Consider the following 22,340-nt stretch of genomic DNA (forward strand, 5'->3'; position numbering starts at 1 on the left):
CAGCCATGTTACGCGCCCATACAGTCGCTCGACGAACCGTCGAACTCAAAGACGAATCAGCACCTCAGCTGACTGCCGGTCATGCCCTCGTCCGTGTCCACCACGTTGCTCTATGCGGCACGGATCACACCATCTGGGACGATCAGTACGTCACCGAACTGCCGATTGTCCAAGGGCATGAATTCTCGGGTGTCATCGAAGCCATTGATGAAGACGCATCCACGTTGACTGTGGGAACCGCCGTCGCGATCAGCCCAATGGTCTATTGCGGCACGTGTGGACCTTGCCAGGCCGGTCGCTACAACGTGTGCGATACGATCTCCTGTTTAGGATGCTACGAAGACGGTGCCCTGACTGAAATCATCTCGATGCCGGTCGACAAGCTGCATCCGCTACCCGAAGGTATGCCGTTGCGGCTTGCGGCTTTGGGGGAACCAGGGTCGATTGCGATGCAAGCCGTCAACCGGGGCACACCGGTCGCCGGTGAAACAGCCCTGGTTCTAGGGTGCGGACCAATCGGCCTTCTGGCCACACTGTTCTTGACTGAACGCGGCGTGAACGTCGTCGCGGCGGATCTCGATGAACACCGCATGGCCTTAGCCCGCCAATTCGGTGCAACTACAACGATCGCCGCGGGTACGAATCCTTTCCCCAACGCGAAGGACGCCCGGGTGCTGGCCGAGGCTTGCCCGATGGACGGGCCAACGCTTGTGATCGAGGCGACCGGTGTGCCCGTTAGCCTGGAAAACGCGATTCGGCTCGCAGCCCCCACTGCTCGCATTGTCCAAGTCGGCATTTCCACGGCGAGTGCTGCACTGTCGATGCGCGATGTGCCTTTCAAAGAACTGGATATCCGCGGTAGCCGCAACTCACTGAACCTAATTCCTCAGGCACTGGAAATTCTCAATAAGCGCCAAGATCTGGCAGAGGCCTTGATTACCCACACGTTCGATTTTCACCAGCTGGGTAAAGCTTTCGAAACCATGGAGGATCGTAGCGCGCAGGTCGGCAAGATCGTCATCGACATGCCAGTGACCACGGTCGCCGAACCCGCAGAACTTTTCGCAGAGGTGCATAACTGATGTCTCAAACATCTTCCTTTTACACTGCAGATCAGCTTAACGATTCGTACGATGTCGTGGTGATGGGCTCAGGTGCCTCCGGTTTGACCGCAGCAGTCCGGGCCGCACATTCCGGCCTGCGAGTCGCTGTAGTCGAAAAAGCCGAGAAGCTCGGGGGAACTTCGGCTGCCGGTGGCGGGGTCATTTGGGCGCCAGCTAACCACCTGGGTGCAACTGCCGGCTATCAAGATTCAGAGCAAGATGGTATCGATTACTTGACCGCTGCCGCTGGCGACATCATGTCGGACAAAGACATCGCCTGGTACGTTCGCACCAGTGGTGCAGCTGTCAAGTTCCTTGATGAGCACACCCGCGTGGAACTGTTACCGCTGAGCCGTCCGGATTACCATATGGAATGGCCGGGCGCTGCAGCAGGTGGTCGCAGTCTTGACAATGCTGCCTTTCGCGCCGATGACTATCCAGACATTGCCACAGTCATGCGTCAGCCAACTTACTTTCCGCTGCTCACCATGGTCGAACGTGACGACCTCGACGGCCTAGCACCAGATCCACAACTGTTGGCAGACCGTGCAGCTCAAGGGGTACGAACCATGGGTGGGGCCCTGGTTGGTTCGCTCACGGCTTCGGCCCTTGATGTCGGGGTCCATATAGCACTGAGCGCACCCGTGACCAACTTGAGCCGCGGTGCGGAGGGTTGGCAGGTTACCGTGGCCGAAACCAAGGCCATCAGTGCTGCCGCCGTGGTCATTGCCTCGGGTGGCTTTGAGTACAACGAGCGCTTGCGAAAAACCTTCCTGCCCCTGGAGATCATCCCAATCGGTGCGCCATCTAATGAAGGTGAAGGACTTGAACTGGGCATGGCCGTCGGGGCGAGTCTGCTCGATATGAACGCCCTATGGGGTGTTCCCATTATCAACGCGGCGGGCCAAACCTATGACGGTAAACCCACCGGTCGTATGGGCAATGTGGAGATGACCCTGCCGGGATCCATCACTGTCAACACGGCCGGACGCCGTTTCGTTAACGAGGCACTGAACTATCACGATGCCGCACGGGTGTTTGCTAATATCGACCCGCACACCGGCAAGGCACAGAATAACCCAGCCTGGCTCGTTTTCGACCACACCTTCATGTCGAAGTATCCGGTCGCCGGCTCCACACCAGGCCAGGCCCCAGAGTGGATGCTGCAGGCAGAAAGTCTCGATGCTTTGGCCGAACTTGCTGGTATTGAAGCAGAGCAATTAGTTGCTACCGTCGAAAAATTCAACGACGACGCGCGACAGGGGATTGATAGCGAATTCGGCCGTGGCTCATCCGAACAGGATCGTCACCTGGGCGACTCTTCGGTGAAGCCCAACCCGTGTCTCTCGCCGTTGGAAACCGGACCGTATTATGCAGTGCCCCTGCATGCCGGCACCCTGGGCACTTCGGGTGGCTTGGCCACGAACCACGACGGACAAGTCCTAAATCGCCATCAACAGCCCATCGAAGGGTTATATGCGGCTGGCAACGTCTCCGGGGGTGTCTTCCGCAATACCTACCCGGGTGGTGGAGCAACCCTGGGATCGGGTATCACTCGAGCGTATGCCGTAGGCCGTAATCTTGCCCAGGTAATGGCCCCGGTGCCCGCTCCATAAGAGTAGAGCCCCCCTGACAGAAACTTCCATCTTCAAGCCTCGATGAGCATGTTGCTTATCGAGGCTTGGAATGGGGTGAGATGAAGAGGCTTGATCTTCTGACGTCCGAGGAGTCCACAAGAGTCCGTTAGGCAGCGGCCTACTGGGGTCCTCTGCCTACCGTTTATCTCAAGGAGCCGTGATTGAAGAGTGCTTAGCTTTGTGATGTGCTTCTACGACGCAGCAACATGGTTATCGCTCCGAGGATGACCGCAGTGACACCGGCTGCGATCAGCCAGAGCACCCCAGCACCGGTGCGAGCGAGATTGTCGGCGTTGGTGTCGTCGTCCATACCAACGGCCTCAAATGGTGACTCGGTCGGCTCGGTCATCGGGTCAGTTTCGACATCGGTGAGTTCTTCAGTTGGAGAAGCGCTGGGCTCCTCCCTTGGAGCAACGGTCGGTTCCGTAGTCGGCTCGTCAGTTGGTTCGGCACTAGGCGCAGGTGTCTCTGCTTCGGCGCGAGCGGTGAGCCACTGGTCTTCATCGAGGGGTTCGGTCACGAGGCGGGTTTCGCCAATGCAGCCGTTCCAGCCGTCGGTGAGCGCTTCGCCCCACAGGCCAGCGCCGAGGATCTATGGTTTGGCGTCGTCGTGCTGAATGCCGGTGACGTTGAGGACGTTGCGCAGAATTGGGACGCCGTCCAAGTACATGGTCACGGTCTGGTCTGCGGGATCATTGACCACGGCAACGTGCACCCATTCGGCCCTCGGTACTTGGTGCGACCAGTTCGAAGAACTGGCCAGCTGATTCGACCTGGCGGACCATTACAGTTCTTGCAGGTTGGAGAACGCAAGGTTCACGGGCATATTCAAGCCGTCACCTGCGGTGATGTTCTCGCGCTGACCCATCCGGCTCAAGGCTTTCATCGAAGGGTTGAGCTGGGCGGTCCAATTTTCGTCCACGCGGATGAAGGTTTCTGCGGTGTAACCTTTGTCGAAGGTTTCAGCATTGACGGCAGCGTCGTCGTCGGCGTTGAAGTAGTTCAGACGGGAAACATCGCGGCCGCCGAAGTGTTTGTCAGCGTTGGCAAAGCACGCGGCCGCACCATCCGAGGACAGCGGGTGCAAGGTGTCAGCGAAGGTCACATCGGCTTCTTGCGCACCGTTGATACCCTCCTGACGGGTGAAGTGTTGCTCGGCGGTGACTTCCGGAATGATCTCACCGGTTGCAATCACGCTGCCATCGTGCTGATCTAGTTCACCCGGACGCCAGTGAGCGGCGGTGGACTCGAGCGCAGGATAATCATCCCGGTGGCGCGGCAGGTCTGCTGCTTCGGGTTTATATGGGACAAAGCTTTTGGACACCCGCTCTACGTCGCGGTCGGCCAGGGGCAGTTCATCGGCCGTACCTGCAGTGAAGACCGTGTTGAATCCCGCGAAACGTTCGGCAAAGTTGAAGCCCAGGGTCCAACTATCGGGCTCATTGTTCAGCAACAGGTGGTCGAACGACGTCAGGGTGTCATACGGTTTGACGTCAACCCACGGCGAGAACGCAGCCAGTTGGAGCTGATCGTTCGTCAGGTCAAATTCGAGTAAGCCCAGCAGGCCGTTGCCGCCTTGGTATGCCATCTGATAATCCATCAGAATCTCAACGACCTCGTTGCCGGCGTCATTCTGTTGGATCCGGTAACCGACGCCGTGGTTGTGCCCCGACAGTGTCAGGAAAATCTGGTCGTGCTCTGCAATCAGGTAATCCCACAGGTGCTGACCGTATTCGGTGTCGGTGACCTGGCTGCGGTCTTGCGACAGCCCAACGTATTCGTGCGCAGTCAAGATCGCTGGCAGGCTTGGATGTTCGTTGAGCATCTTGGATGCCCACTCCAGTGTCTCATCGCTGGCATGATATTCCAGGGCCAGGATCAGGAACTGCTGGCTTTCCGCTTCGAAGATATGGTACTCACTGAGCTCATCCGGTGATCGGCCACCAAAGGTGAGTTGCTCAGCTGCTCGAGACGTTGGGAAGGTGCCGACGGTAGGGCACCGAGCCATCTGAGGTCAGGTCGTGGTTCCCCGGCAGAATGGAGTATGGCAGATCGCCGTCTTCCAGGTTCTGCCTCGTCGCATCGGCAACCGGCCATTCGGCTGGCACATACGCCTGTTCGACGACGTCGCCCAGGTGCGTTACAAACGGCATGTGCAGCTCATCAGTAGTGTCGGCCAGCCAGGAAGTCTGCGTTTCGAATGGCTCTGAGCCGTAGCGCGCATTGAACAGATCGCCGGTTTCCTGGGTGGCATAGCGCGAGTAGAACTGGGTATCGGACGGGATACCCAGGCTAAAGCGAGATGTCAGATCCTGGTGCTGCCATGTTGAATCATCGGGTACAACGGTCGCAGAGACCGCCGAGGTTGAAAATAGCGCTGTGACAGCTATGCTGGCGCACGCGCTCGCTGCGATCCATCCGCGGCGAGTAGTGAAACTAGAGAGCACAGTACTCCAAGGTGAAAGCAAAGGGTTTTCGTATATGAAAAGTACTGTGGCCAAGTTCGGTAGATTTTGGCTAATTTGACGCCCCGGGACGGCCAACCTCACGTGAACCGGCTTGTGATTGCGGGCTTGACTGATCGGTTACAGTTAGGAAGTTCCCGTGCTGGAGGGTTCACGGCACGGATCGGTGCAGCATGAGCGCTGTTCGTGGAGACGTCGGTTAGCTACATTGAAGGAGGCGCAGGGAGTCTTTTATAGCTCACCTGTGCCTCCTTCGGTTTAGATCTACATAGGCTCAGTGGATGTTTAACTGCTCACGGTCTCGCCCCGTGTGGCCATGGCTTTTTGATAGCTTTCAAACCTGGTGAAATCGAATTCACCGGGAGGTCCCCAAACAATGACGACGACCAGTGGTTCTTCCGACGAAGGATTGACGAGATCGTGTTCTGCGCCCACGGGGCTTAGAAAGGAGTCGCCTTTTTGGAGCTGGTATTTCTCTCCTTCTTGGTTAATTTCTGCCGTTCCCGAGACGACGATGTATAGCTCTTCTAGCTCTGGTTCATCATGAGTGTGCATCCCCTCGGTAGCGCCGGGTTCTAGGACCCAGGTCTGCACTGCCACCGGAAGTCGCGTTATTCCAGCAAAATGGTGATCTATAGTCATTCGTCCTAGGCCGCCATGTAACGACAGATCAAATGCGTGTTCGTTCTTCTTTTCCAACATGATATGTGCTCCTTTTGTAGCGTGATTAGACGATCGTGATGCTGATGTTTAGATAATGAAAGTGCCGACGACAAACAATATGCCGAGAAATGCAATGCCAGAGGTCACGAGCACGGCCGTTGTATACCCGAGGATGTCGCGGATTCGAAGGCCTGCGATTGCTAGCAAGGGTAAGGCCCAAAATGGCTGAATCATATTCGTCCACTGGTCGCCGTAGGCAACGGCCATGATGACAATAGCGGGGTCTACACCTGATGCTGCAGCGGCGTCGAGCATGAGAGGCCCCTGTACGGCAAACTGTCCACCTCCCGAGGGGACAGCCATGTTTACGAGGCCAGCTGACAGGAATGCGACGATTGGAAGCATCTCTGGTGACGCGAATTGAATAAACCAACCGGATATCACTGCCATGAGCCCAGTACCAGACATGACCCCCAGGATCCCTGCATACAACGGGAACTGAAGAAGTATTTCGCCTACGTTTGTAGCTGCGCTGCGAGCTAGCTGAATAACTTCAACGGGGCTTCTCACCAGTAAGAATACGAGGGCCAAAAAGGTCCAGTTGACGATGTCGAGAATAAGTTCGCCACCCGTTGCAAAATACTGGATGACGTACAACATGAGGATAACTCCCAGGACCAGGGTGAAGATCCTGCTCGAATCTAACCGCTCCGCAGGAGTCTTTTCTGATTCCTGTGCCTTTGTCGTTTCTTCTACTATCTCACCCGAAAACGGTATGACTTTTACTCCCCTTGGAGCGATAGCGTACAAGGTGGCTGCCACTACCGCGATGACAATGAGAATGGCGACTAGGTTCCAGCTGGAATAGATAGTTTCGCTTGTCGAAAGTGGTTGACCGAGGTGTTCCGCCAGGAACGACCCTGGGGTTGCAGCAGTCAGTGGACCGACCCCTGTGTACCCCATGTGTTGAACGATGAACCCAGAGAAACCTGAAGCCACTAACATCGGGAAGTGAGCTTGAATCGAGCGTCGTTTCGCCTCTTCTCCGACTTTTCGTGCCATCAGCCCACCAACGACGAGTCCCAGTCCCCACGTCACTAGCGAAGCCATAGCGGCTAACAAGAACACGAATAAGTACGCTTGCATCGGGGTGTTCGGAACTCGAGCGAGCCAAGTCAGCAAGCGACTAAAAGGTTTTGTGTGCGCCAGCATGAAGCCCAGAAATAGCATGAGGGCCATCTGAGTCATAAATTCGAGTAGGCCGGAAAGACCCGTACCCCACTCCTGGAGGACCTCTGAGGGACTGCTCGGGGTCAACCAGAGCGCCATGAGAAGCACAGCCACCGTCAGTCCGATAGCAAATATGAGGGCCGACGGAATGAGTCGTTCCACAACTTTGTTTAACGGCTCCATCATTTTACTAATGATTGTGCGCCTTGGTGGCATAATCTTAATCGGAGTTTTTTCTTTATTGGCAATCGTCACTAGAGCATCCTTAACTGATAGAGGCGTGAGAGTAGTTTGTAGAGGCGTTCGAAGTAGAACGATTGACGGACAGTGACCGCAGCTCGATGTATCTCATGTTATTTTCTCTAGATCTGGCCTATCACGAACTTCTCGTGAGCTAGTGATGCACCCGCTGGCTGGTTTCTCCTATTGGAGGCCATGCTGGGAGTTCGGGTGACATGAGTAAATGACTTTGAGGGGTCTATGGGCCGGTAGCGTCGTGAAGGGTGAAAACGTAGGTCAGGCCGTCTTTGCTCAATCATGCGTAGATCCTTTACGCGTAGAAGTATGACCGTAAGTCGATGTGTGTGACTTGGGTCACTTTTGATGTATGACTGAGCTTAGGCTGCGGGTCGGAGACGGAGCCACGTCCATTCGTATGAACTTCGGAGCTAGTTTTCCTCTGAATGTAGGAAGGCACGTAGGGAAGTTTCAAGGAACTTGATAAGGGCAGTCCCGATGTGAAGTGCTAATCGCTCGTCCCCATTTTTCAGATCGTAACCAGTCAGTTCTTCAATGCGTGCAAGTCGGTAGTAGAGGGTCGTGCGATGGATACGAAGGCGATTGGAAGTCTTGCTTATATCGCCAGCTTCTTGAGAGAAAACAGAGGCCGTTTTGATGAGATCTGCACCAGTTCCTGTTGTGCGTAGCTGGGTAACCTCTGATGGTATGACCCGAGTTGGGTCTTCCAGAGTAGCTTCAAGCAGAAGACCAAAGTAACCAGTATCAGACCACGACGCAACGAATCGCCCCCACTCGAATGCGGTGTAGGCGGCCAGGGTTGCTTGAGTGACTAACCTTTCAATGTCACCTAACCGCCCCCAATCGCTGTGACCGAAAGCTATGTCCAGGGTTTCGTGATCTTTCAGATCGTGGCTCTGAGACATACGGATGTTCTGTGGTGGTTGCCCTGAAGGGAATCGTAAGAGGGTTATCGCGAGGTCTCCGCGCGCTGCTGCAGGCAAGCGCGAGACTCTGCGGTCAAGCGTGGACTGCGCAGCGAAGTCATCCAGGCTTTGAGCATGAACAGCATCCTTAAGCTGGAGAGCGGGGGCATACGACGTGACGACCGCTACTTGGCTGCTCAGATCAATTGTTTGATCGCTCCAAAGTTGCTGCATAGTGCGACGACGGGAACGGATAATTTGCTGTGGCAAAGAAATCCACATCTCCGAATCCTGTCGTGGCGTTCTGGGCGTGAGATGGGTGAGAGCTTCCGTAAGCAAGGGGAGGGTCTGTGCAATGAGACGGTCTTCTGCTTTCGTAGCATCACCAATCAGCCAGAGGTAGCCCACGCAGGTTTCGTCTTCTTGAACCGGGTAGCACCTTCGGCGAGAGATCCCCAATGATTGATTGGCTGGCACTTCAATCGGACCCACACAATCTGCCGCATCTACGAAACTAAATAAGTACTCGGAAGCCTCAGGACTCAGTTCGCGCGATAGCAGGACCTTCATTCGCAGATCATCAAGGTCACCAAAGTGGCGGCTAGACGTGAGATAGTGGCGTGACCGATCGTCAATGGACACTGACCGGCGTAAACTTTCTGCCAGTTGATTGACTAGGTGCTGAATATCGTCGTTTCTTGGAGGCATGGGTCTTCCAGGGCTTTCCAGGTTATCAATGAAAGGTAGAGAGGCACCTTCACAAGTTATGCCTCGCCTTACCGTAGTCTAGGGTTCACTGCAGCTTGTGCTCCGCAGCTGAGCAGAGCTGCAAGATACCGCACTCTTTATATTGGCATGAGCCGGCCTGTGCTGGAATGAGTTGTGGAATGCGATTTTCTGCAGGTAAACCGTGCCTGCGCTGGTCCGCAAAACTTTCATAGTTTTCGCACGCTAAAAGCAGAGAAGCTGAGACTGAAATTGCGCCTCCACGTGGTCTACGATCGCTGCTAATCTAAGGTGAACACTTCGCTGGACATTTTGATGAGGTTCGTTGATGCTTGACGCCTATCCAATACTCACCCTGTTGCCACCGCTGATTGCGATTGTCTTGGTCATTGTCACCAAGAAGGTGCTGGTCTCGCTGGGTGCCGGCGCCGTCGTCGCCGGTCTGGTCCTGGCAGAGTTCAACCCGGTGAGTATGGTCGTCTGGATTTGGGACGCCGTTGTGCGGTTGGTGTGGGTGGATGGTGAAATCAACTGGTTTACCATCCTGATTGTGGCGTTCTTATTCCAGTTGGGCATCGTCACGGCGCTGGTCATGATGTCCGGTGGGGCGGCGGCGTTCACTGAGTGGGCTGCAAAGCGCATCAAGTCGCGCCGCGGGGCACGGGTGCTCACAGGCTTATTAGGCATGATCATCTTTATCGATGACTACTTCAACGCGCTCGCAGTTGGTCAGGTCGCACGTCCCATCACCGATAGGTATCAGGTCTCCCGGGCCAAGCTCGCCTATATGATCGACTCGAGTTCCGCCCCAACGGTGGTGCTGATGCCCCTGTCGAGCTGGGGTGCCACGATCATGGGCATCATGGCACCGGTGCTTGCGGCTTCGACGTTAGCGTTCACGCAGATCGAGGCTTTCGTGCTGTCTGCGTTCATGAATTACTACGCGATCGCCGCCTTGCTCTTGCTGTGGCTGACCATCCTGCTGGGTCTGGATTTCGGCGGCATGCGACGTGAAGAGCTACGAGCCGCGCAAGGTCGTGGGCTGTATGGTGCTCACGATGTCGCACCGGCACAAATAGATGAGAATGTACCAACCCATACCGGTGGCGCGATGCGGGCGCTGATTATGCCGTTTGTGGTGCTGTTCATCGGCGTCGTCATCGGCATGTATGTCTCCGGTGGGATCGTTGGTGACGACTGGTCAGTATTGGCCACCCTTGCCAATACTGATGTGGCGATTGCGCTAAACGTTGGGGGTCTTGCCGCGCTGGCGGTAGCCGGGTATTACTGTGTGCGCTACACCCGGGGCAGTGCGAAATTCCCGACGGGTACGCGCCGACGCGGGGTGGCCCACGGGGCGAAATCCATGTCGGGTGCCGTGCTGATTCTATTATTCGCGTGGGTGTTGGCGGATCTGATCGGTGAGTTGGGTACCGGCGAGTATCTGGCATCCGTAGTCGAAGCTCTATCGATGCCTGCTGTGTGGCTCGTACCGGCACTGTTTGTCGTGGCAGGGCTGATTGCATTTGCCACCGGGACGTCTTGGGGATCGTTCGGGATCCTGTTGCCGCTAGCGGGTGAAATGATGACGGCGGTGCCCGGTGGCGATGAGTTTTTGATCGCCGCCTTTGGTGCGGTACTGGCCGGTGCCGTGTGGGGTGACCACAGCTCGCCGATTTCCGACACCACGATTCTGTCCAGTACCGGTGCCGCCTGTTCGATCCCGACCCACGTGTCCACTCAGTTGCCGTATGCGTTCGTTGGTGCGCTTGCAGCTCTCGTCGGATATGTGGTCTATGCGTTGGCCCAGAGCGGTGTGCTCGGTTTGGTTGTCACACTGGGCCTGGTGGTCGCGATTGCTCTGGTGATTCGTAAAGTGCGGCCGAGCGTGGAGGACCAAGCGGTGCTCGCTGCTCAATCTTCGGAGGGGTAAATTCTAGGGGCGTAGGTATACACCTTTCATCCGACTGATGCGCGCTCGCTCTGTTTTTTCGAAGTGACTCTCAAAGAGTTCTAAACTGACGACTAAAACGCTTCTAACTTGACGACTGAAACGCTTTCAATTTGACGAGTCGTGGAATTTCTGGAGGCGGAGCGCATTCATTTAAAGGCTACTCATCCCAGTAGAGGGTCATTGGGTTGTCGACCAGCAGGCGCTGTAGGTCGGATGCGTCGGGCGCTACTTGCATCAGATAGTTCAGCAGCACGGCATCGTCTGGCATATGTGAGCGCAGGTTGGGGTGCGGCCAATCGGTTCCCCACAGGACGCGTTCGGGGAATTCTGCGATAGCTTTCTGGGCGAAGGGTGCCACATCGGTATAGACCTTGTGCGCTCCGGCGGTTGCGTATGGTCCGGTGATGGTGAGGCGTTCGGGGCAGCTGACTTTCACCCAGGCCTCGGTGCGCTCCACGAATTTCAGGAACGTCGAGTATTCGGCGGATGAGGCTCCTGTGGCAACATCCGGGCGGCCGAGGTGATCGATGACCAGCGGGACGCCGAGGTTCGCAAGGAAGTTTTCAAGGTCGAGAAGATCTGACGACTCGAAGTAGACCACGATGTGCCATCCGAGCTCACGAATCTTTGCGGCCACCTGCTCAACTTCTTTGAAGGATTGATGCTCGACGAGTCGTTTGACGAAGTTGAACCGGACACCGCGCACACCACGTTGATGCATGCTCTCGAGTTCGCTTTGGCTGACATCACTGCCGATGGCGATGACACCGCGGGCAGTATCCCCAAAGTAGTCCAGGGCGTCGAGCAGGGCCGCGTTATCGCGGCCGTGGCACGAAGCTTGTACGATGACGTTTCGTGCCACACCCAGATGGCTGCGCAGATGCTCGAGGTCGAATTTGCTGGCGTCTCCCGGCGTGTACTTCCGGCCGGGTGCGAATGGAAATGCTGCAGTTGGACCAAACACATGGCAATGGGAATCTACCGTTCCGGCAGGAAGTTGCACAGCAGGCTCTTGACGATTCTGGACCCAGTCGAGCCAGCCTGGAGTTTTTGCAGTGTATTCGGTCAAGCCTTGTCCTCTCGTGCACTGAACTTGTCTGGGCCATGAACATCACAGCATGTGGAAATGACTATTCCACAGAAGCCCGGCGACGGTATACATGGCAGGGTCTCACGGACGTGGTGGGTGCGACCTTTGGCATTTCCCTTTCCGTGGCGCCCGCGCGTTGACACCGCAGTCTTGCTCTATGCCTACTACGGACGATATTACGGACGGGGCCCGGGTTTTCCCATGACGCCACACAGAAGGTCACTAACTGTACCGAACGTTTGGTACAGTTAGTGCGGTGATGAATCCGAGATCGCCGTCTGTTTTTACTTCCCGCCAGCGCTGGATGTTTCTTGCCGTCATCAGTGCCGCACTGTTTCTCGTGGGTGCCGATAACTCCATCCTGTATACGGCTCTGCCAGAGCTGCGCGATCAGCTCGGCACCACGCCCCTCGAGGGGCTCTGGATTATCAATGCCTACCCGCTGGTGCTTTCGGGACTGCTGCTAGGCACCGGGACGCTGGGTGACCGGATCGGTCACCGGCTGATGTTCCTGGTCGGGGTGGCGATCTTCGGTCTGGGCTCGCTCCTGGCTGCGTTCTCACCTACAGCGTGGTTGTTGATTGCTGCACGCGGACTGCTGGGTGTCGGAGCTGCAACGATGATGCCCTCAAGCCTGGCGCTCGTGCGCATCACATTCACCGACGTCCGAGAACGGAATATGGCGATTGCCGTGTGGATGTCGGTCGCCGTCGTGGGTGCTGCCACCGGTCCGGTGCTCGGCGGGCTGTTACTCGAGTTCTTCTGGTGGGGCTCGGTCTTTCTAATCAACGTACCCATTGCGCTAGCTACGCTGCTCGCTGTCGTCGCCATCGCTCCACCCAATATTCCAAATCCGCACAAACAATGGGATTTGGTGTCGTCGATCTGGGCGATGTTCGCGATGCTCGGGATGGTCACGGCCATCAAGGAACTTGCCAATCCCAACCGCGCAGCCTGGCTGTTGATCGCCGCGACCGTCGTCGGCCTCATCGGTCTGCTGCTGTTCATTTTCCGTCAGCGCGTGCTGGAACAACCACTGCTGGATGCTCAGATCTTCCGCAGCCGCATCTTCACCGGAGGAGTCGTGACCGCCGCCGTCATGATGTTCGTGGTCGCCGGTTTGGAGTTGATGACCACCCAGCGATTCCAAACTGCTGGCGGTTTTACCCCGCTGCAAGCAGGGGCACTCGTGGCCACCGTGGCGGTCCCATCGATCCCCGCGGCCCTGCTCGGTGGCGCATTTCTCCATCGCGTTGGATTCATCCCGTTGATCTCCGGGGGTTTCGCCGTGCTGAGCCTCGGGATTGGCCTGGCCTGGTGGACCTTTCGTTTCGACTCCCTGGTGCCGTTTATTGCCAGCCTGCTGCTGGTGGGCATCGGCAGCGGGTTCGCGTCCTCGGTTGCTTCCACCGCAATCTTGGGTGCGGCACCCTTGGACAAGGCGGGCATGGCATCCTCGGTCGAATCCGTGTCCTATGAGTTCGGGACACTGATCTCCGTGGCAGTTTTTGGTTCGCTGCTACCATTTTTCTATGCCCTGGGAGCGCCGGATGCCGTCGCCGGCGATGTTGACCACGGCGTCGAACACCCGGTTCACGGCCCGGCTGCGATCGCGGCTTACGACGACGCCTATCTGCTCATCCTGTTGATCTTGACCGCGGTGGCCGCACTGGCTGCTGTGGTAACCGCCTACTGTTTCCGTGGCAACCCGAAAGAGGCTGGTGTTGATGCGCCCCAGTAAGAAAACCTACATCCTTGACGCGGCTGTCGAGCTGATCGAACGCGAAAACCTTGAAGCGGTGTCCTATGAGGCGCTGGCTGAGGCCTCGGGCATGTCCAAATCAGGGATCGTGTATCACTTCCCGTCGCGCTATGACATCATGCGCAGCATCCACCACCATCTCGCCGGCAAATGGGAAGAAGAACTCGAACGCGCCGCCGGGGGACCGGCGCACACCGTCGACATGAAAACCCGCTTGCGCGCCGTCGTACTGTCCCAGAGCAACACCGCGACCAAAGCCGAGCTGCTGTTAGAAATAGATGCTCGCAGCAATCCCGAGTTCTCGGCGATCTGGGCGGACGTCAATGACCGCTGGGTGCCATCGGCTGACGGTATTGAGGACGACACCGAGCTGCGCTCCCAATACCTGGTCAAAGTGCTCGCCGATGGTTTGTGGACGCACGACCATGTCCACGAACAGGCCCTCACCCCGGTCCAGCGTCAGGCGCTAACCAACCATATTTTGCAGCTGCTTGAGGAGTAACACCAGCTCCGTGGCACCCTGTTGCATGCCGAATTTTGCTTACGAGGTTCGAACCGCGTTCTAGTTCAAGTCGTTCTCCTCAAGCCAGTTCGCCGCGATTTCTGCAGGCTCCTGCACATCATCCCCGGAGTGGAGGGCATTCATTTGGCTCAAACTCTTCGTGGTCAACGCTGCCGAAACTTCATTGAGCGTGTCGACCACTTGTTCATTCATGGCTTCGGTTCGAATGACGGGGAGAACGTATTGCGCAGCGATCATCTGCTCGGGGTCCTCTAGAGTTACGAGGTTGTGTTCTTCGATGGCCGGGGTGGTGGTGTAGATATCGGCGACATCAACCGTGCCGTCTAAGAGCGCCTGCACGGTGGCCGGTCCGCCACCGTCGCTGATGGCAGTGAACTCGACATCGGTGACCCCATATAGTTCCTCCATCCCTGGCAGTCCGTAGGAACGTTCGGCGAACTCGGGGTTTGCGGCCAGGCGGACCTGGTCTAACTCGGCCAGATCTCCAATGGAGGTAAGGTCGTGTTCTGCTGCGAATTCCGGAGTCACATTCAACGAGTCTTTGTTCTCGGCCAGAGCTGGGTCCAAGATGTCTAATGCATCCGGCAGAGCTTCTTGCAGCTCTGCCTCTATGGTTTCGGCGGAAGTGGCAGTAGTGTCTGGGTCCAAATAGCTCAGAAGGTTGCCCGTGTATTCGGGTATGAGATCGATTTCTCCGTTCTCTAAAGCCGGCAAATACACCTCGCGGGCACCAATTTGGAAGTGCCGATCCACCTCGAAGCCTTGTGCCTCCAAAGCTTGTGCATAGATCTCGGAGATGATCTCACTTTCAGGGAAGTTTGCTGAGCCAATGCTCACGGATTCGGCAGCGCCTGCGGCTTCGTCGATATTGTCCTGCGCGGCAGTGTTGGGGTTGCTACAGGCGGTCAGGACGAGTACGGCTGCTGCGCTAAGAGTTATGAGTCGGCGGCTGATCATGTGTTGTTCTCCTTGAATTTGGTGACGGCGACGGTGCGAGGACGTTAACAGCTGGAGCAGTGTGTGCTGCAGGGTAGGCGAGCCGTGCGCCAAAACGCTGGGCCAGGGCGAAGAGTCCGTCGAGGAGTAATGCCAGAAGGACCACAACGAGGGCTCCGCCGAGCACTCGGGGAGTGTCTCTGAGAGCTAACCCATCGATGATGTAGCGGCCAAGGCCGCCGGCGCCGATGAAGGCCGCCACAGTGGCTGTTGCAGTGACTTGTAGCACCGCCGAGCGTAACCCACCCAGGATGACGGGCATGGCGAGAGGCAGTTCAACCCGTAGGATGATCTGGGTTTCGGTCATTCCCATCGCGCGGGAAGCATCGACTGCGTGGGGATCCACCGCATCGATACCGGAGTACATACCGGCCAACAGCTGGGGAATGCATAATATAGCCAGCGCGATGATTGAAATCAAAGGACCAATTCCCAACCACAGCGCCAACAGGGTGAGCAATCCCAGGAACGGTAGGGCACGAAGCGACCCGGTACTCAGGACAGCCAGCTTGCGCCACCGGCCGGTGTGCCCGATGTAAATCCCCGCCGGGATCGCCACGACGGCCGCTGCCACGATGGCAAAGAATGTGTAGCCGATGTGTTCGACGATCCGCCACGGAATGCTCGTTGGACCGGACCACTGCGCAGGGTCGCTGAACCAGGCCAGAGTCTCTTGTAGAAGGCTCATGATTCACCTGCCGCACGCAGGGCAGATTGCCACGGCATCAACACTCGCCCGGCCATCAATAAGACCAGGTCGAACAGTAGGGCTAAAGCTATGGTGAGGACTACTCCGGTGATGATCTCCGTGGGGAAATTGCGGTTAAACCCGTTGGTGAACAGCGACCCGAGGTTCTCGACACCAATCAGAGCACCAATGCTCAGCAGACTGACGGTGCTCACGGACACCACGCGCAGCGTGGCCAACATGACTGGAGCTGCCAGCGGCAGCATGACATATAAGCCCAGCTGAAGTTTATTAAAGCCGCAGGCGATTGAGGAGTCTCGAACAGTGTCCGGCACCGCGTGCAAAGCATCCACCACTCCTCTGACCATGAGGGCGAAGGCATAAATCACCAGGGCGATCAGCACATTCAGTGGGTTGAGCCATCCCAGCCCCAAGATGGTAGGCAAGATGACAAATAGCGGGAGAGAGGGCACGGTGTACAGCAGGCTGCTTGCACTGATGATGACACCGCTGAGCTGCCGTACGGCCTTGCGGTGCGAACTTCGCAGAATATAAGCAGACCACCCAACCACTAGGGCCAGGACGAAGCCCAGCCCGATGGCTATGGCGCTGATCCAGGTGTGTTGCCACAGCAGGTCGCCAAGACGATCAGCGTTCGCTACCACCCAGTTCACTCGAGAACTCCCGCGGGACGGCCGTGTTCATCTACGACAATCCGCCGGCCGTAGGCATCCTGCACCCGAAGTCTGCGGCCACCCTGTTGCAAGCCGATAAACTCCTCAACAAAAGCCTCAGCTGGCCGGGCCAACAGATCAACGGGGGAACCAACTTGGGCGATTTCGCCGCCCGTTTTAAGGACGACCACCTGGTCGCCTAAGGCAAAGGCCTCTTCGATATCGTGGGTCACAAATACGATGGTCTTTTTTAGTTCCTGCTGTAACCTTAGCAATTCGTCCCGCAGCTCGGCACGAACAATGGGATCCACCGCGCTGAAGGGCTCATCCATGAGGAGAATATTGGGGTCATGAACCAGCGCCCTGGCGACGCCGACACGTTGTTGTTGACCCCCGGAGAGCTGACTGGGGTATTTTCGATGCAAGGACGAACCCAGTCCTACCGTCTCCAACATCTCGCTGGAGCGTCGTCGGGCTTCAGCCTTCGGCACGCCATTGAGTCGTAGCTGCGTGGCGACATTATCGATGACGCGACGATGCGGCAACAGACCAGCATGTTGCATGACATAACCGATACTGCGACGTAGTTGTATCGGATCACGCCGCGCAATGTCGTGGTCGTCGATGAGGATCTGGCCTTCAGTTGGGTCTTCCATGCGATTGATGCTGCGCAGTAACGTGGTTTTCCCGCAACCCGAGGGCCCAACCAGCACTGTTGTGGAGTGGGAGGGGATCGTCAATGAAAAATCTGCTAGCGCGCGGGTGCCATCCGCGAATTGCTTGCCAACCGACCGGAACTCGATCATGGATCTCCTGACTGATGCGCCTTCATGAGCACTGGGTTTACACCGTGGCTCTTGACGTACCTTACCGGACGAAGCTATCGGCTTTTAGCCGCATCGCCATCGAGCAGTGCGCTCGCAGAATCTTCAATGATTCCGCTGACATACCGGCAATAATCCGCCCACCGGAAGGCAACACATCTTCAGAACCAATTGTTGGATTGGTGACCAATAACTAGACAGCGACGACTAGTCGACGCGCTTGGGCGCCGCGGTAATATTCAGGGTCGGTTTGCGATGATGCACGGTCAGATATCGAATCCCTTCCGTTCCTGCAATAAAGCGACGTTGCGCATTACGGGGGAGCCACACCAGCGCGCCCTGCTGAAGGTCTAGCACAGTCAGCTCTGTTTGCAGTTGTCCAGAACCTTGCAGTACGAGAATCAGCACGTCGAGGTTCGGACCAACGTGCAGGCCGATCTCGTCGCCTGCAGGCAGTGCGATGACATTGGAGTCGAGGTCCCGTGCACCCGGCTCGAGTTGCCAAATTGAACCGCCGGTCGAAGAGTCGACGTGGCCAAGCAGCGCCGTGGTGTCTGCGACCACCCGGGGCAGCGCGGTGCTTGCACGCTTGGTAATACGAACACGGTATTCCTGCTCGATGGGCGTGACCGGGTCCCAAGAAAAAGCACCGGCGAATTCGCGGTCAAATTCGTCTCGGAGGCCTCGCGGTTCATGATCGTTGATCACCGTCAGTGATTCACCGACGGCCAGCTGGGCATAGGCCTCGAAGACCATTGGGTGACGCTGTGCGGGGGCAACGGCGCGAACATCAATTTCGCGGGATTCGGGTGCTGGGGTTTCTGTATTCGACATGTCGATCCTTCATCGCTGTACTGATCGCTAGCCGGGGCGGTATTTGGACTTCAACACTACAACCTTGGTGTCATGAAATGCTCAGGCGGGTTCCTGTCCCGGTCGCGTGCTTCGAGCGTGTCCAGGCTTGAAGTGTTTGTGCGACGTTTTCAGTACTACTCGTTGAAGGGAATCTGATGTCTATTCGTCCACCGCTGCCACCGTTTACCCGCGAAACCGCGATCCAGAAGATCCGGGCAGCCGAAGATGCCTGGAATCAACAAAACCCCGCGACCCGATGATCATCCAAGTCTCACCGAACCCGGACTGTAATGGCAGGTCAGTGAGCTGCGTATCGCGTGGCCTTGCCCTGACCCAGGAATTTTCACTAACTTAGGCCCAGTTCTCAGTGCACCTAGTAGACGTGAGTCACTAGAATAGTCTGCAAAGGGAGAAGGACAGGACCCTACTCCAGAAGTGTGTAATCAGGATGGGTTGATCATTACCGTTGATCTGCGCAAATAAAGGGGCCGAGTGTTATGAGTTCCAGAAAATCGGATGAAGCGCCGACATCGAAAGGTAACACATCGGGCGCCGGTGAATTCGATTCACTTGATGGTCAAGGTTTGGCCAAAGTCTTAGGCAATACCGACATCCTGTTCGTGGGCTTTGGAGCCATGATCGGATTCGGCTGGATTGTCCTGACCAGCGGGTGGATTCAGGATGCTGGGACGCTCGGTGCGATGCTCGCTTTTATGATCGGTGGCATCGTGATGATTTTCGTCGGTCTAGTGTACTCTGAGCTCGTCTCGGCGATGCCCTTTGCCGGTGGAGAGCACAACTATTTATTGAGAGCTATGGGACCCCGGACGGCCCTATTTGGCTCTTGGGCTATCACCGGGGGATATATCTCCGTGATTATGTTCGAAGCCGTGGTGATCCCCGAAACCCTCCTGTACTGGTTTCCAGGTCTAGAGACTATTCACTTGTGGAATTTCGCCGACTCTGATGTCTATCTCACCTGGGCTCTCATCGGTACCGTGACCGCCGTCATCATGTGTTGGATCAACGTGCGCGGTATCCGTACGGCATCATTCGTTCAGACCTTCATTGTCAGTTTCCTGTTAGTAGTCGGGGTTCTCCTGATCATCGGGGTGTTTGTTGGCAGCGAGCCAAGCAACGCTCAGCCACTGTTCACCGGTGGCGCGCCCGGCATTGTCGCGGTAATGGTCGCAGTCCCATTCCTCTTTGTCGGGTTCGACGTTATCCCACAGTCTGCAGAAGAGGCCAAGATCCCGCCGCGCAAGATTGGCAAATTAGTCGTTTTCTCAGTGCTGATGGCTATGGCCTGGTACCTGCTGATTATCTTTACCTCTTCGATGGCTATTCCCTCTGCTGAGCTACCGAATCACGAGTTGGTGACAGCAGATGCGCTATCAATTCTGCTGGGTCATGAGTTCTGGGGAAGCGTGGTGATTGCCGGTGGCGTCGCAGGGATCATTACGTCGTGGAATGCTTTTTTGATTGGCGCGTCACGGCTCATGTTCTCCATGGCCCGTGCCCGAATGATCCCGGCCCGGTTCGGCAAACTGCATCCGAGGTACCGAACCCCGGCTACAGCAATTATTTTCATCAGTATTTTGGCAGCCCTAGCACCATTCCTTGGTTCAGGTATGGTCAACTGGGTTGTCAATGCCGGCTCACCAGCCATCATTATCGCTTACTTCTTAGTCTCCATAGGTTTCGTAGTGCTACGTCGTCAGGAGCCCGACATGCCACGTCCCTTCCGTGTGGGTGGCCCAGGACGAACAGGCGGCATCATTCTTGGGTCATTGGCTATCGTGCTGACCCTGGGTATGTTTGGGATCTACCTGCCGTTGACTCCCTGGTCGACTGACCTGGGTTGGCCGGCATGGGTCATGTTTGCACTGTGGATGGTTATCGGCATCTACTTCATGACTCGTCTACCGCGCGGGATTAAGGCCGGCGCGAATGCAGAAGAAGAGCTGATTGCAGCGGCGGAAAAGAAAGATGCCGCAAGTTCCTAGGGATGGGCTTACTGCTGCGATTCCGTACTTAACGCTGATTCCAAGACGAAGGCAACCGGGCGGCGTCCTCATTGCTCCTTGTGAGCCAAACAACACTGCCGAAGCCGGTATCCAACGATGTATAGAAGCCTCGGCCCCGGCTTCCTTACATCGAGCACAGGAACCGGGGCCGAGGTGTTGAGCTGGGACCCGTTTGCTTGGAAGGCCTTAGGTCCCGATCGATGGTGAGTCGTTACCGATTCTTTGGACCGTTGCCTCGGTTCTTGAGGTTCGGAACGACGTCGAAGGATCCGTTCAGTACATCATCACAGGTGTTTCCTCGTGAGGGTTCTCCACAAAATAATGTGCTGATCTTCTACGAAGGTCAGCTGTGTTCTAGATTGGATAGCCTCGAGGCCCGCGATACGGCACAATGGGAGGGTATGTATATGTCAGCCGAAGTGATTTCGATAATCCTCGTCGCTGCCGGTGTGTTGATAACCCTCGGTGGGGGTCTGCTTGCCGGTCTGGCGTGGTCGCTCCGGCGCATGGAAGAACTGTTCGACAAGGTAGACAAACGTTTTGAGAAGATCGATGAGCGGTTCGATAAGGTAGATCAGCGGTTCGACAAGGTAGATCAGCGCTTCGACAAGGTAGACCAACGTTTTGAGAAAATGGACGAACGGATTAGTCAGGTGCAAACTGAACTGAACGATGTGAAAGTTGCTGTGGCACGTTTGGAGGGTCCCCACCCGCGACTGATCTTTCCACGCTGACGGTCCGTTGAAAATTTGATCATCCAAGGTGATGATGGTTCAGGTACGCCGTTACCAACTTGTACTAGGGGAATGATCTTTTGGCGGGCTACACCACGAGGCATTCGACAGGCTCGACCAGCTGTGCTTTGGGTTTGCTGCTCGCGACGATCACTGTATTGCTTGGCCACTGCGTTATGTACTTTCTGGTGGCTGCGGCATTTCATAACTTCGTTCTTGAACCGTTGTTTTCAGCCACGTTCTTTTCAGGTGTGTTCTTTGTGGTCCCGGCAGGCGTGCTGTATGCCAGGACAGTGGCTTCTCGAAGAAAACAGGGCCTCACGTTGGAGGTATCGATTGGTCAATCCGTCGGGTGGAACTTCGGGCTGGTACTCGTGCTCAGCGTGCTTTTTAGTTTCATATACTCTGCGACAGAGGTTGGCGGCTTCGGCATGCCAGTAGTGCTGTTTAGTTTGCTGCATGGGTTTCCTTCAGGGCTGCTAGCTATTGCCACGAGTGTCATCGGGATCCGGCTGCACCGCAATAAGTTTCACCTTGAGTCGGCACCCGCTCAGCCAAGCTGAGGTGTATCGTCTTGAGTCGGCACCCGCTCAGCCAAGCTGAGGTGTATCGTCTGGGCGTGGCTAGCAGGATCCGAAAACCGTGCATAATTTAAAAACATGAAGCTTTGACAAACGCCCAAGTCGGAGAGGAAATCTCGTCTAGTTACGGTGGGTTTTTCATAGTGTCTAGTCGTACATTATGCGCCAGCCTGTTGTGATATGCGGTACAGTTAGTTGAAACTCTGCGTTTTCAACGTGCCCCGCTGGCACGTTTTATGTTTCATTTCACCTTGAGGAGTTGCCCCATGAGTGGTGCGCGCGTTTTATCTACCGAGGAAGCCAAAACGGCGATCCGTCAGATCCAGTCGATCATCAACGGTGGGTTCACCGAGCAGATTACCCAGCTCGACACCCAGGGTCGCATGCTGTCGGATCCAAATGTCTGGGATGGCCCATTGGCGGAGACTTTCCGCAACGGCACCTGGCCCGAGACCAAATCAGCTCTGGACACTGCTAAAGAGCAGCTCGAAGAATTGCGCGCCCAGTTGGATCGCATCTCCCAGGACATCTTCACCGCCGGTGGCGGCGCCTAACCTCATCATCAGAATACGGTACGCCTACGCTGTCTAACAGGTAGGTGTATCGATGCACGCGTGGAACTTCATATCACGCGAATCTTTGTAT

General features: G+C 56.3%; 22 protein-coding genes. 10 read left to right on the forward strand and 12 right to left on the reverse strand.

Going from position 1 to position 22,340, the window contains the following annotated elements; genetic code table 11:
* Positions 1–5: 5 nt before the first annotated feature.
* Positions 6–1,082, forward strand: coding sequence for an alcohol dehydrogenase catalytic domain-containing protein (locus tag FB556_RS03525; protein WP_141864775.1), 1,077 nt, complete (start codon positions 6–8; stop codon positions 1,080–1,082).
* On the forward strand, positions 1,082–2,719 hold the full coding sequence (locus FB556_RS03530) for an FAD-dependent oxidoreductase (protein ID WP_141864777.1): 1,638 nt from the start codon (positions 1,082–1,084) through the stop codon (positions 2,717–2,719). The genes FB556_RS03525 and FB556_RS03530 overlap by 1 nt, the downstream gene beginning before the upstream one ends.
* A gap of 193 nt (positions 2,720–2,912) precedes the next feature.
* On the opposite strand, the gene FB556_RS03535 is transcribed toward FB556_RS03530, so the two are convergent.
* From FB556_RS03535 to FB556_RS13750, 6 genes are all read right to left on the reverse strand, one after another.
* Entirely contained in the window at positions 2,913–3,260 is a 348-nt protein-coding gene (locus tag FB556_RS03535; protein WP_141864778.1) for an LPXTG cell wall anchor domain-containing protein, read from the reverse strand.
* 264 nt (positions 3,261–3,524) lie between these two features.
* Positions 3,525–4,748 (reverse strand): metallophosphoesterase family protein, encoded by a 1,224-nt coding sequence (locus FB556_RS03545; protein ID WP_141864782.1) that lies wholly within the window; start codon positions 4,746–4,748, stop codon positions 3,525–3,527.
* Positions 4,699–5,187, reverse strand: coding sequence for a metallophosphoesterase family protein (locus FB556_RS03550; protein WP_141864783.1), 489 nt, complete (start codon positions 5,185–5,187; stop codon positions 4,699–4,701). Before FB556_RS03550 ends, FB556_RS03545 begins: the two co-directional genes overlap by 50 nt.
* A gap of 303 nt (positions 5,188–5,490) precedes the next feature.
* Complete coding sequence (locus FB556_RS03555; RefSeq protein WP_141864785.1) at positions 5,491–5,907, reverse strand: cupin domain-containing protein; 417 nt, start codon at positions 5,905–5,907, stop codon at positions 5,491–5,493.
* A gap of 48 nt (positions 5,908–5,955) precedes the next feature.
* Positions 5,956–7,353 carry a short-chain fatty acid transporter gene (locus FB556_RS03560; RefSeq protein ID WP_342774651.1) on the reverse strand — a complete coding sequence of 466 codons (1,398 nt, stop codon included), beginning with the start codon at positions 7,351–7,353 and terminating at the stop codon, positions 5,956–5,958.
* A 413-nt stretch (positions 7,354–7,766) separates the two neighbouring features.
* Positions 7,767–8,969 (reverse strand): PucR family transcriptional regulator, encoded by a 1,203-nt coding sequence (locus FB556_RS13750; RefSeq protein WP_141864786.1) that lies wholly within the window; start codon positions 8,967–8,969, stop codon positions 7,767–7,769.
* Between the two features lie 346 nt (positions 8,970–9,315).
* Here FB556_RS13750 and FB556_RS03570 point away from each other — a divergent pair, with 346 nt between their 5' ends.
* Positions 9,316–10,920: a Na+/H+ antiporter NhaC family protein gene (locus FB556_RS03570; protein ID WP_141864788.1), complete on the forward strand. Its 1,605-nt coding sequence runs from the start codon at positions 9,316–9,318 to the stop codon at positions 10,918–10,920.
* A 178-nt stretch (positions 10,921–11,098) separates the two neighbouring features.
* On the opposite strand, the gene FB556_RS03575 is transcribed toward FB556_RS03570, so the two are convergent.
* Positions 11,099–12,010: an amidohydrolase family protein gene (locus FB556_RS03575; protein ID WP_141864790.1), complete on the reverse strand. Its 912-nt coding sequence runs from the start codon at positions 12,008–12,010 to the stop codon at positions 11,099–11,101.
* Positions 12,011–12,290: 280 nt separating this feature from the next.
* Here FB556_RS03575 and FB556_RS03580 point away from each other — a divergent pair, with 280 nt between their 5' ends.
* Together FB556_RS03580 and FB556_RS03585 are read left to right on the forward strand one after the other, a co-directional pair.
* Positions 12,291–13,772 (forward strand): MFS transporter, encoded by a 1,482-nt coding sequence (locus tag FB556_RS03580; RefSeq protein ID WP_141864791.1) that lies wholly within the window; start codon positions 12,291–12,293, stop codon positions 13,770–13,772.
* On the forward strand, positions 13,759–14,295 hold the full coding sequence (locus FB556_RS03585) for a TetR/AcrR family transcriptional regulator (protein ID WP_141864793.1): 537 nt from the start codon (positions 13,759–13,761) through the stop codon (positions 14,293–14,295). The genes FB556_RS03580 and FB556_RS03585 overlap by 14 nt, the downstream gene beginning before the upstream one ends.
* 60 nt (positions 14,296–14,355) lie before the next feature.
* Here FB556_RS03585 and FB556_RS03590 read toward each other — a convergent pair whose 3' ends face one another.
* From FB556_RS03590 to FB556_RS03610, 5 genes are all read right to left on the reverse strand, one after another.
* Positions 14,356–15,273, reverse strand: a complete 918-nt coding sequence (locus tag FB556_RS03590) for an ABC transporter substrate-binding protein (protein ID WP_141864795.1) — start codon at positions 15,271–15,273, stop codon at positions 14,356–14,358.
* Positions 15,245–16,000: an ABC transporter permease gene (locus tag FB556_RS03595; RefSeq protein WP_141864796.1), complete on the reverse strand. Its 756-nt coding sequence runs from the start codon at positions 15,998–16,000 to the stop codon at positions 15,245–15,247. The genes FB556_RS03590 and FB556_RS03595 overlap by 29 nt, the downstream gene beginning before the upstream one ends.
* Positions 15,997–16,674 (reverse strand): ABC transporter permease, encoded by a 678-nt coding sequence (locus FB556_RS03600; protein ID WP_141864798.1) that lies wholly within the window; start codon positions 16,672–16,674, stop codon positions 15,997–15,999. The genes FB556_RS03595 and FB556_RS03600 overlap by 4 nt, the downstream gene beginning before the upstream one ends.
* Complete coding sequence (locus FB556_RS03605; protein WP_141864799.1) at positions 16,671–17,480, reverse strand: ABC transporter ATP-binding protein; 810 nt, start codon at positions 17,478–17,480, stop codon at positions 16,671–16,673. The genes FB556_RS03600 and FB556_RS03605 overlap by 4 nt, the downstream gene beginning before the upstream one ends.
* Before the next feature lie 225 nt (positions 17,481–17,705).
* Complete coding sequence (locus FB556_RS03610) at positions 17,706–18,332, reverse strand: DUF2249 domain-containing protein (RefSeq protein ID WP_141864801.1); 627 nt, start codon at positions 18,330–18,332, stop codon at positions 17,706–17,708.
* Between the two features lie 176 nt (positions 18,333–18,508).
* Between FB556_RS03610 and FB556_RS03615 the strand changes: the two genes are divergently transcribed.
* The 5 genes from FB556_RS03615 to FB556_RS03635 all read left to right on the forward strand — a co-directional run bounded on the left by FB556_RS03615 (position 18,509) and on the right by FB556_RS03635 (position 22,249).
* Entirely contained in the window at positions 18,509–18,613 is a 105-nt protein-coding gene (locus FB556_RS03615) for a DUF1348 family protein (RefSeq protein ID WP_211343966.1), read from the forward strand.
* A gap of 237 nt (positions 18,614–18,850) precedes the next feature.
* Positions 18,851–20,359, forward strand: coding sequence for an APC family permease (locus FB556_RS03620; RefSeq protein ID WP_141864803.1), 1,509 nt, complete (start codon positions 18,851–18,853; stop codon positions 20,357–20,359).
* 428 nt (positions 20,360–20,787) lie between these two features.
* Positions 20,788–21,114, forward strand: coding sequence for a hypothetical protein (locus FB556_RS03625; RefSeq protein ID WP_141864804.1), 327 nt, complete (start codon positions 20,788–20,790; stop codon positions 21,112–21,114).
* A gap of 80 nt (positions 21,115–21,194) precedes the next feature.
* Positions 21,195–21,677: a hypothetical protein gene (locus FB556_RS03630; protein ID WP_141864806.1), complete on the forward strand. Its 483-nt coding sequence runs from the start codon at positions 21,195–21,197 to the stop codon at positions 21,675–21,677.
* Positions 21,678–21,961: 284 nt separating this feature from the next.
* Positions 21,962–22,249, forward strand: coding sequence for a pyrophosphorylase (locus FB556_RS03635; protein ID WP_141864808.1), 288 nt, complete (start codon positions 21,962–21,964; stop codon positions 22,247–22,249).
* Positions 22,250–22,340: the final 91 nt, after the last annotated feature.

The sequence above is a fragment of the Enteractinococcus coprophilus genome, assembly GCF_006716305.1.
GTDB classification, from domain to species: Bacteria; Actinomycetota; Actinomycetes; order Actinomycetales; family Micrococcaceae; genus Yaniella; species Yaniella coprophila.

What these genes read in the sequence shown, in the direction of transcription:
- FB556_RS03530 (WP_141864777.1), top strand. Translation starts at nt 1,082, where the DNA reads ATGTCTCAAACATCTTCCTTTTACACTGCAGATCAGCTTAACGATTCG.
- FB556_RS03570 (WP_141864788.1), top strand. Translation starts at nt 9,316, where the DNA reads ATGCTTGACGCCTATCCAATACTCACCCTGTTGCCACCGCTGATTGCG.
- FB556_RS03555 (WP_141864785.1), bottom strand. Translation starts at nt 5,907, where the DNA reads ATGTTGGAAAAGAAGAACGAACACGCATTTGATCTGTCGTTACATGGC.
- FB556_RS03635 (WP_141864808.1), top strand. Translation starts at nt 21,962, where the DNA reads ATGAGTGGTGCGCGCGTTTTATCTACCGAGGAAGCCAAAACGGCGATC.
- FB556_RS03610 (WP_141864801.1), bottom strand. Translation starts at nt 18,332, where the DNA reads ATGTCGAATACAGAAACCCCAGCACCCGAATCCCGCGAAATTGATGTT.
- FB556_RS03620 (WP_141864803.1), top strand. Translation starts at nt 18,851, where the DNA reads ATGAGTTCCAGAAAATCGGATGAAGCGCCGACATCGAAAGGTAACACA.
- FB556_RS13750 (WP_141864786.1), bottom strand. Translation starts at nt 8,969, where the DNA reads ATGCCTCCAAGAAACGACGATATTCAGCACCTAGTCAATCAACTGGCA.
- FB556_RS03595 (WP_141864796.1), bottom strand. Translation starts at nt 16,000, where the DNA reads ATGAGCCTTCTACAAGAGACTCTGGCCTGGTTCAGCGACCCTGCGCAG.
- FB556_RS03580 (WP_141864791.1), top strand. Translation starts at nt 12,291, where the DNA reads ATGAATCCGAGATCGCCGTCTGTTTTTACTTCCCGCCAGCGCTGGATG.
- FB556_RS03525 (WP_141864775.1), top strand. Translation starts at nt 6, where the DNA reads ATGTTACGCGCCCATACAGTCGCTCGACGAACCGTCGAACTCAAAGAC.
- FB556_RS03625 (WP_141864804.1), top strand. Translation starts at nt 20,788, where the DNA reads ATGTCAGCCGAAGTGATTTCGATAATCCTCGTCGCTGCCGGTGTGTTG.
- FB556_RS03615 (WP_211343966.1), top strand. Translation starts at nt 18,509, where the DNA reads ATGTCTATTCGTCCACCGCTGCCACCGTTTACCCGCGAAACCGCGATC.
- FB556_RS03605 (WP_141864799.1), bottom strand. Translation starts at nt 17,480, where the DNA reads ATGATCGAGTTCCGGTCGGTTGGCAAGCAATTCGCGGATGGCACCCGC.
- FB556_RS03585 (WP_141864793.1), top strand. Translation starts at nt 13,759, where the DNA reads ATGCGCCCCAGTAAGAAAACCTACATCCTTGACGCGGCTGTCGAGCTG.
- FB556_RS03545 (WP_141864782.1), bottom strand. Translation starts at nt 4,748, where the DNA reads ATGGCTCGGTGCCCTACCGTCGGCACCTTCCCAACGTCTCGAGCAGCT.
- FB556_RS03590 (WP_141864795.1), bottom strand. Translation starts at nt 15,273, where the DNA reads ATGATCAGCCGCCGACTCATAACTCTTAGCGCAGCAGCCGTACTCGTC.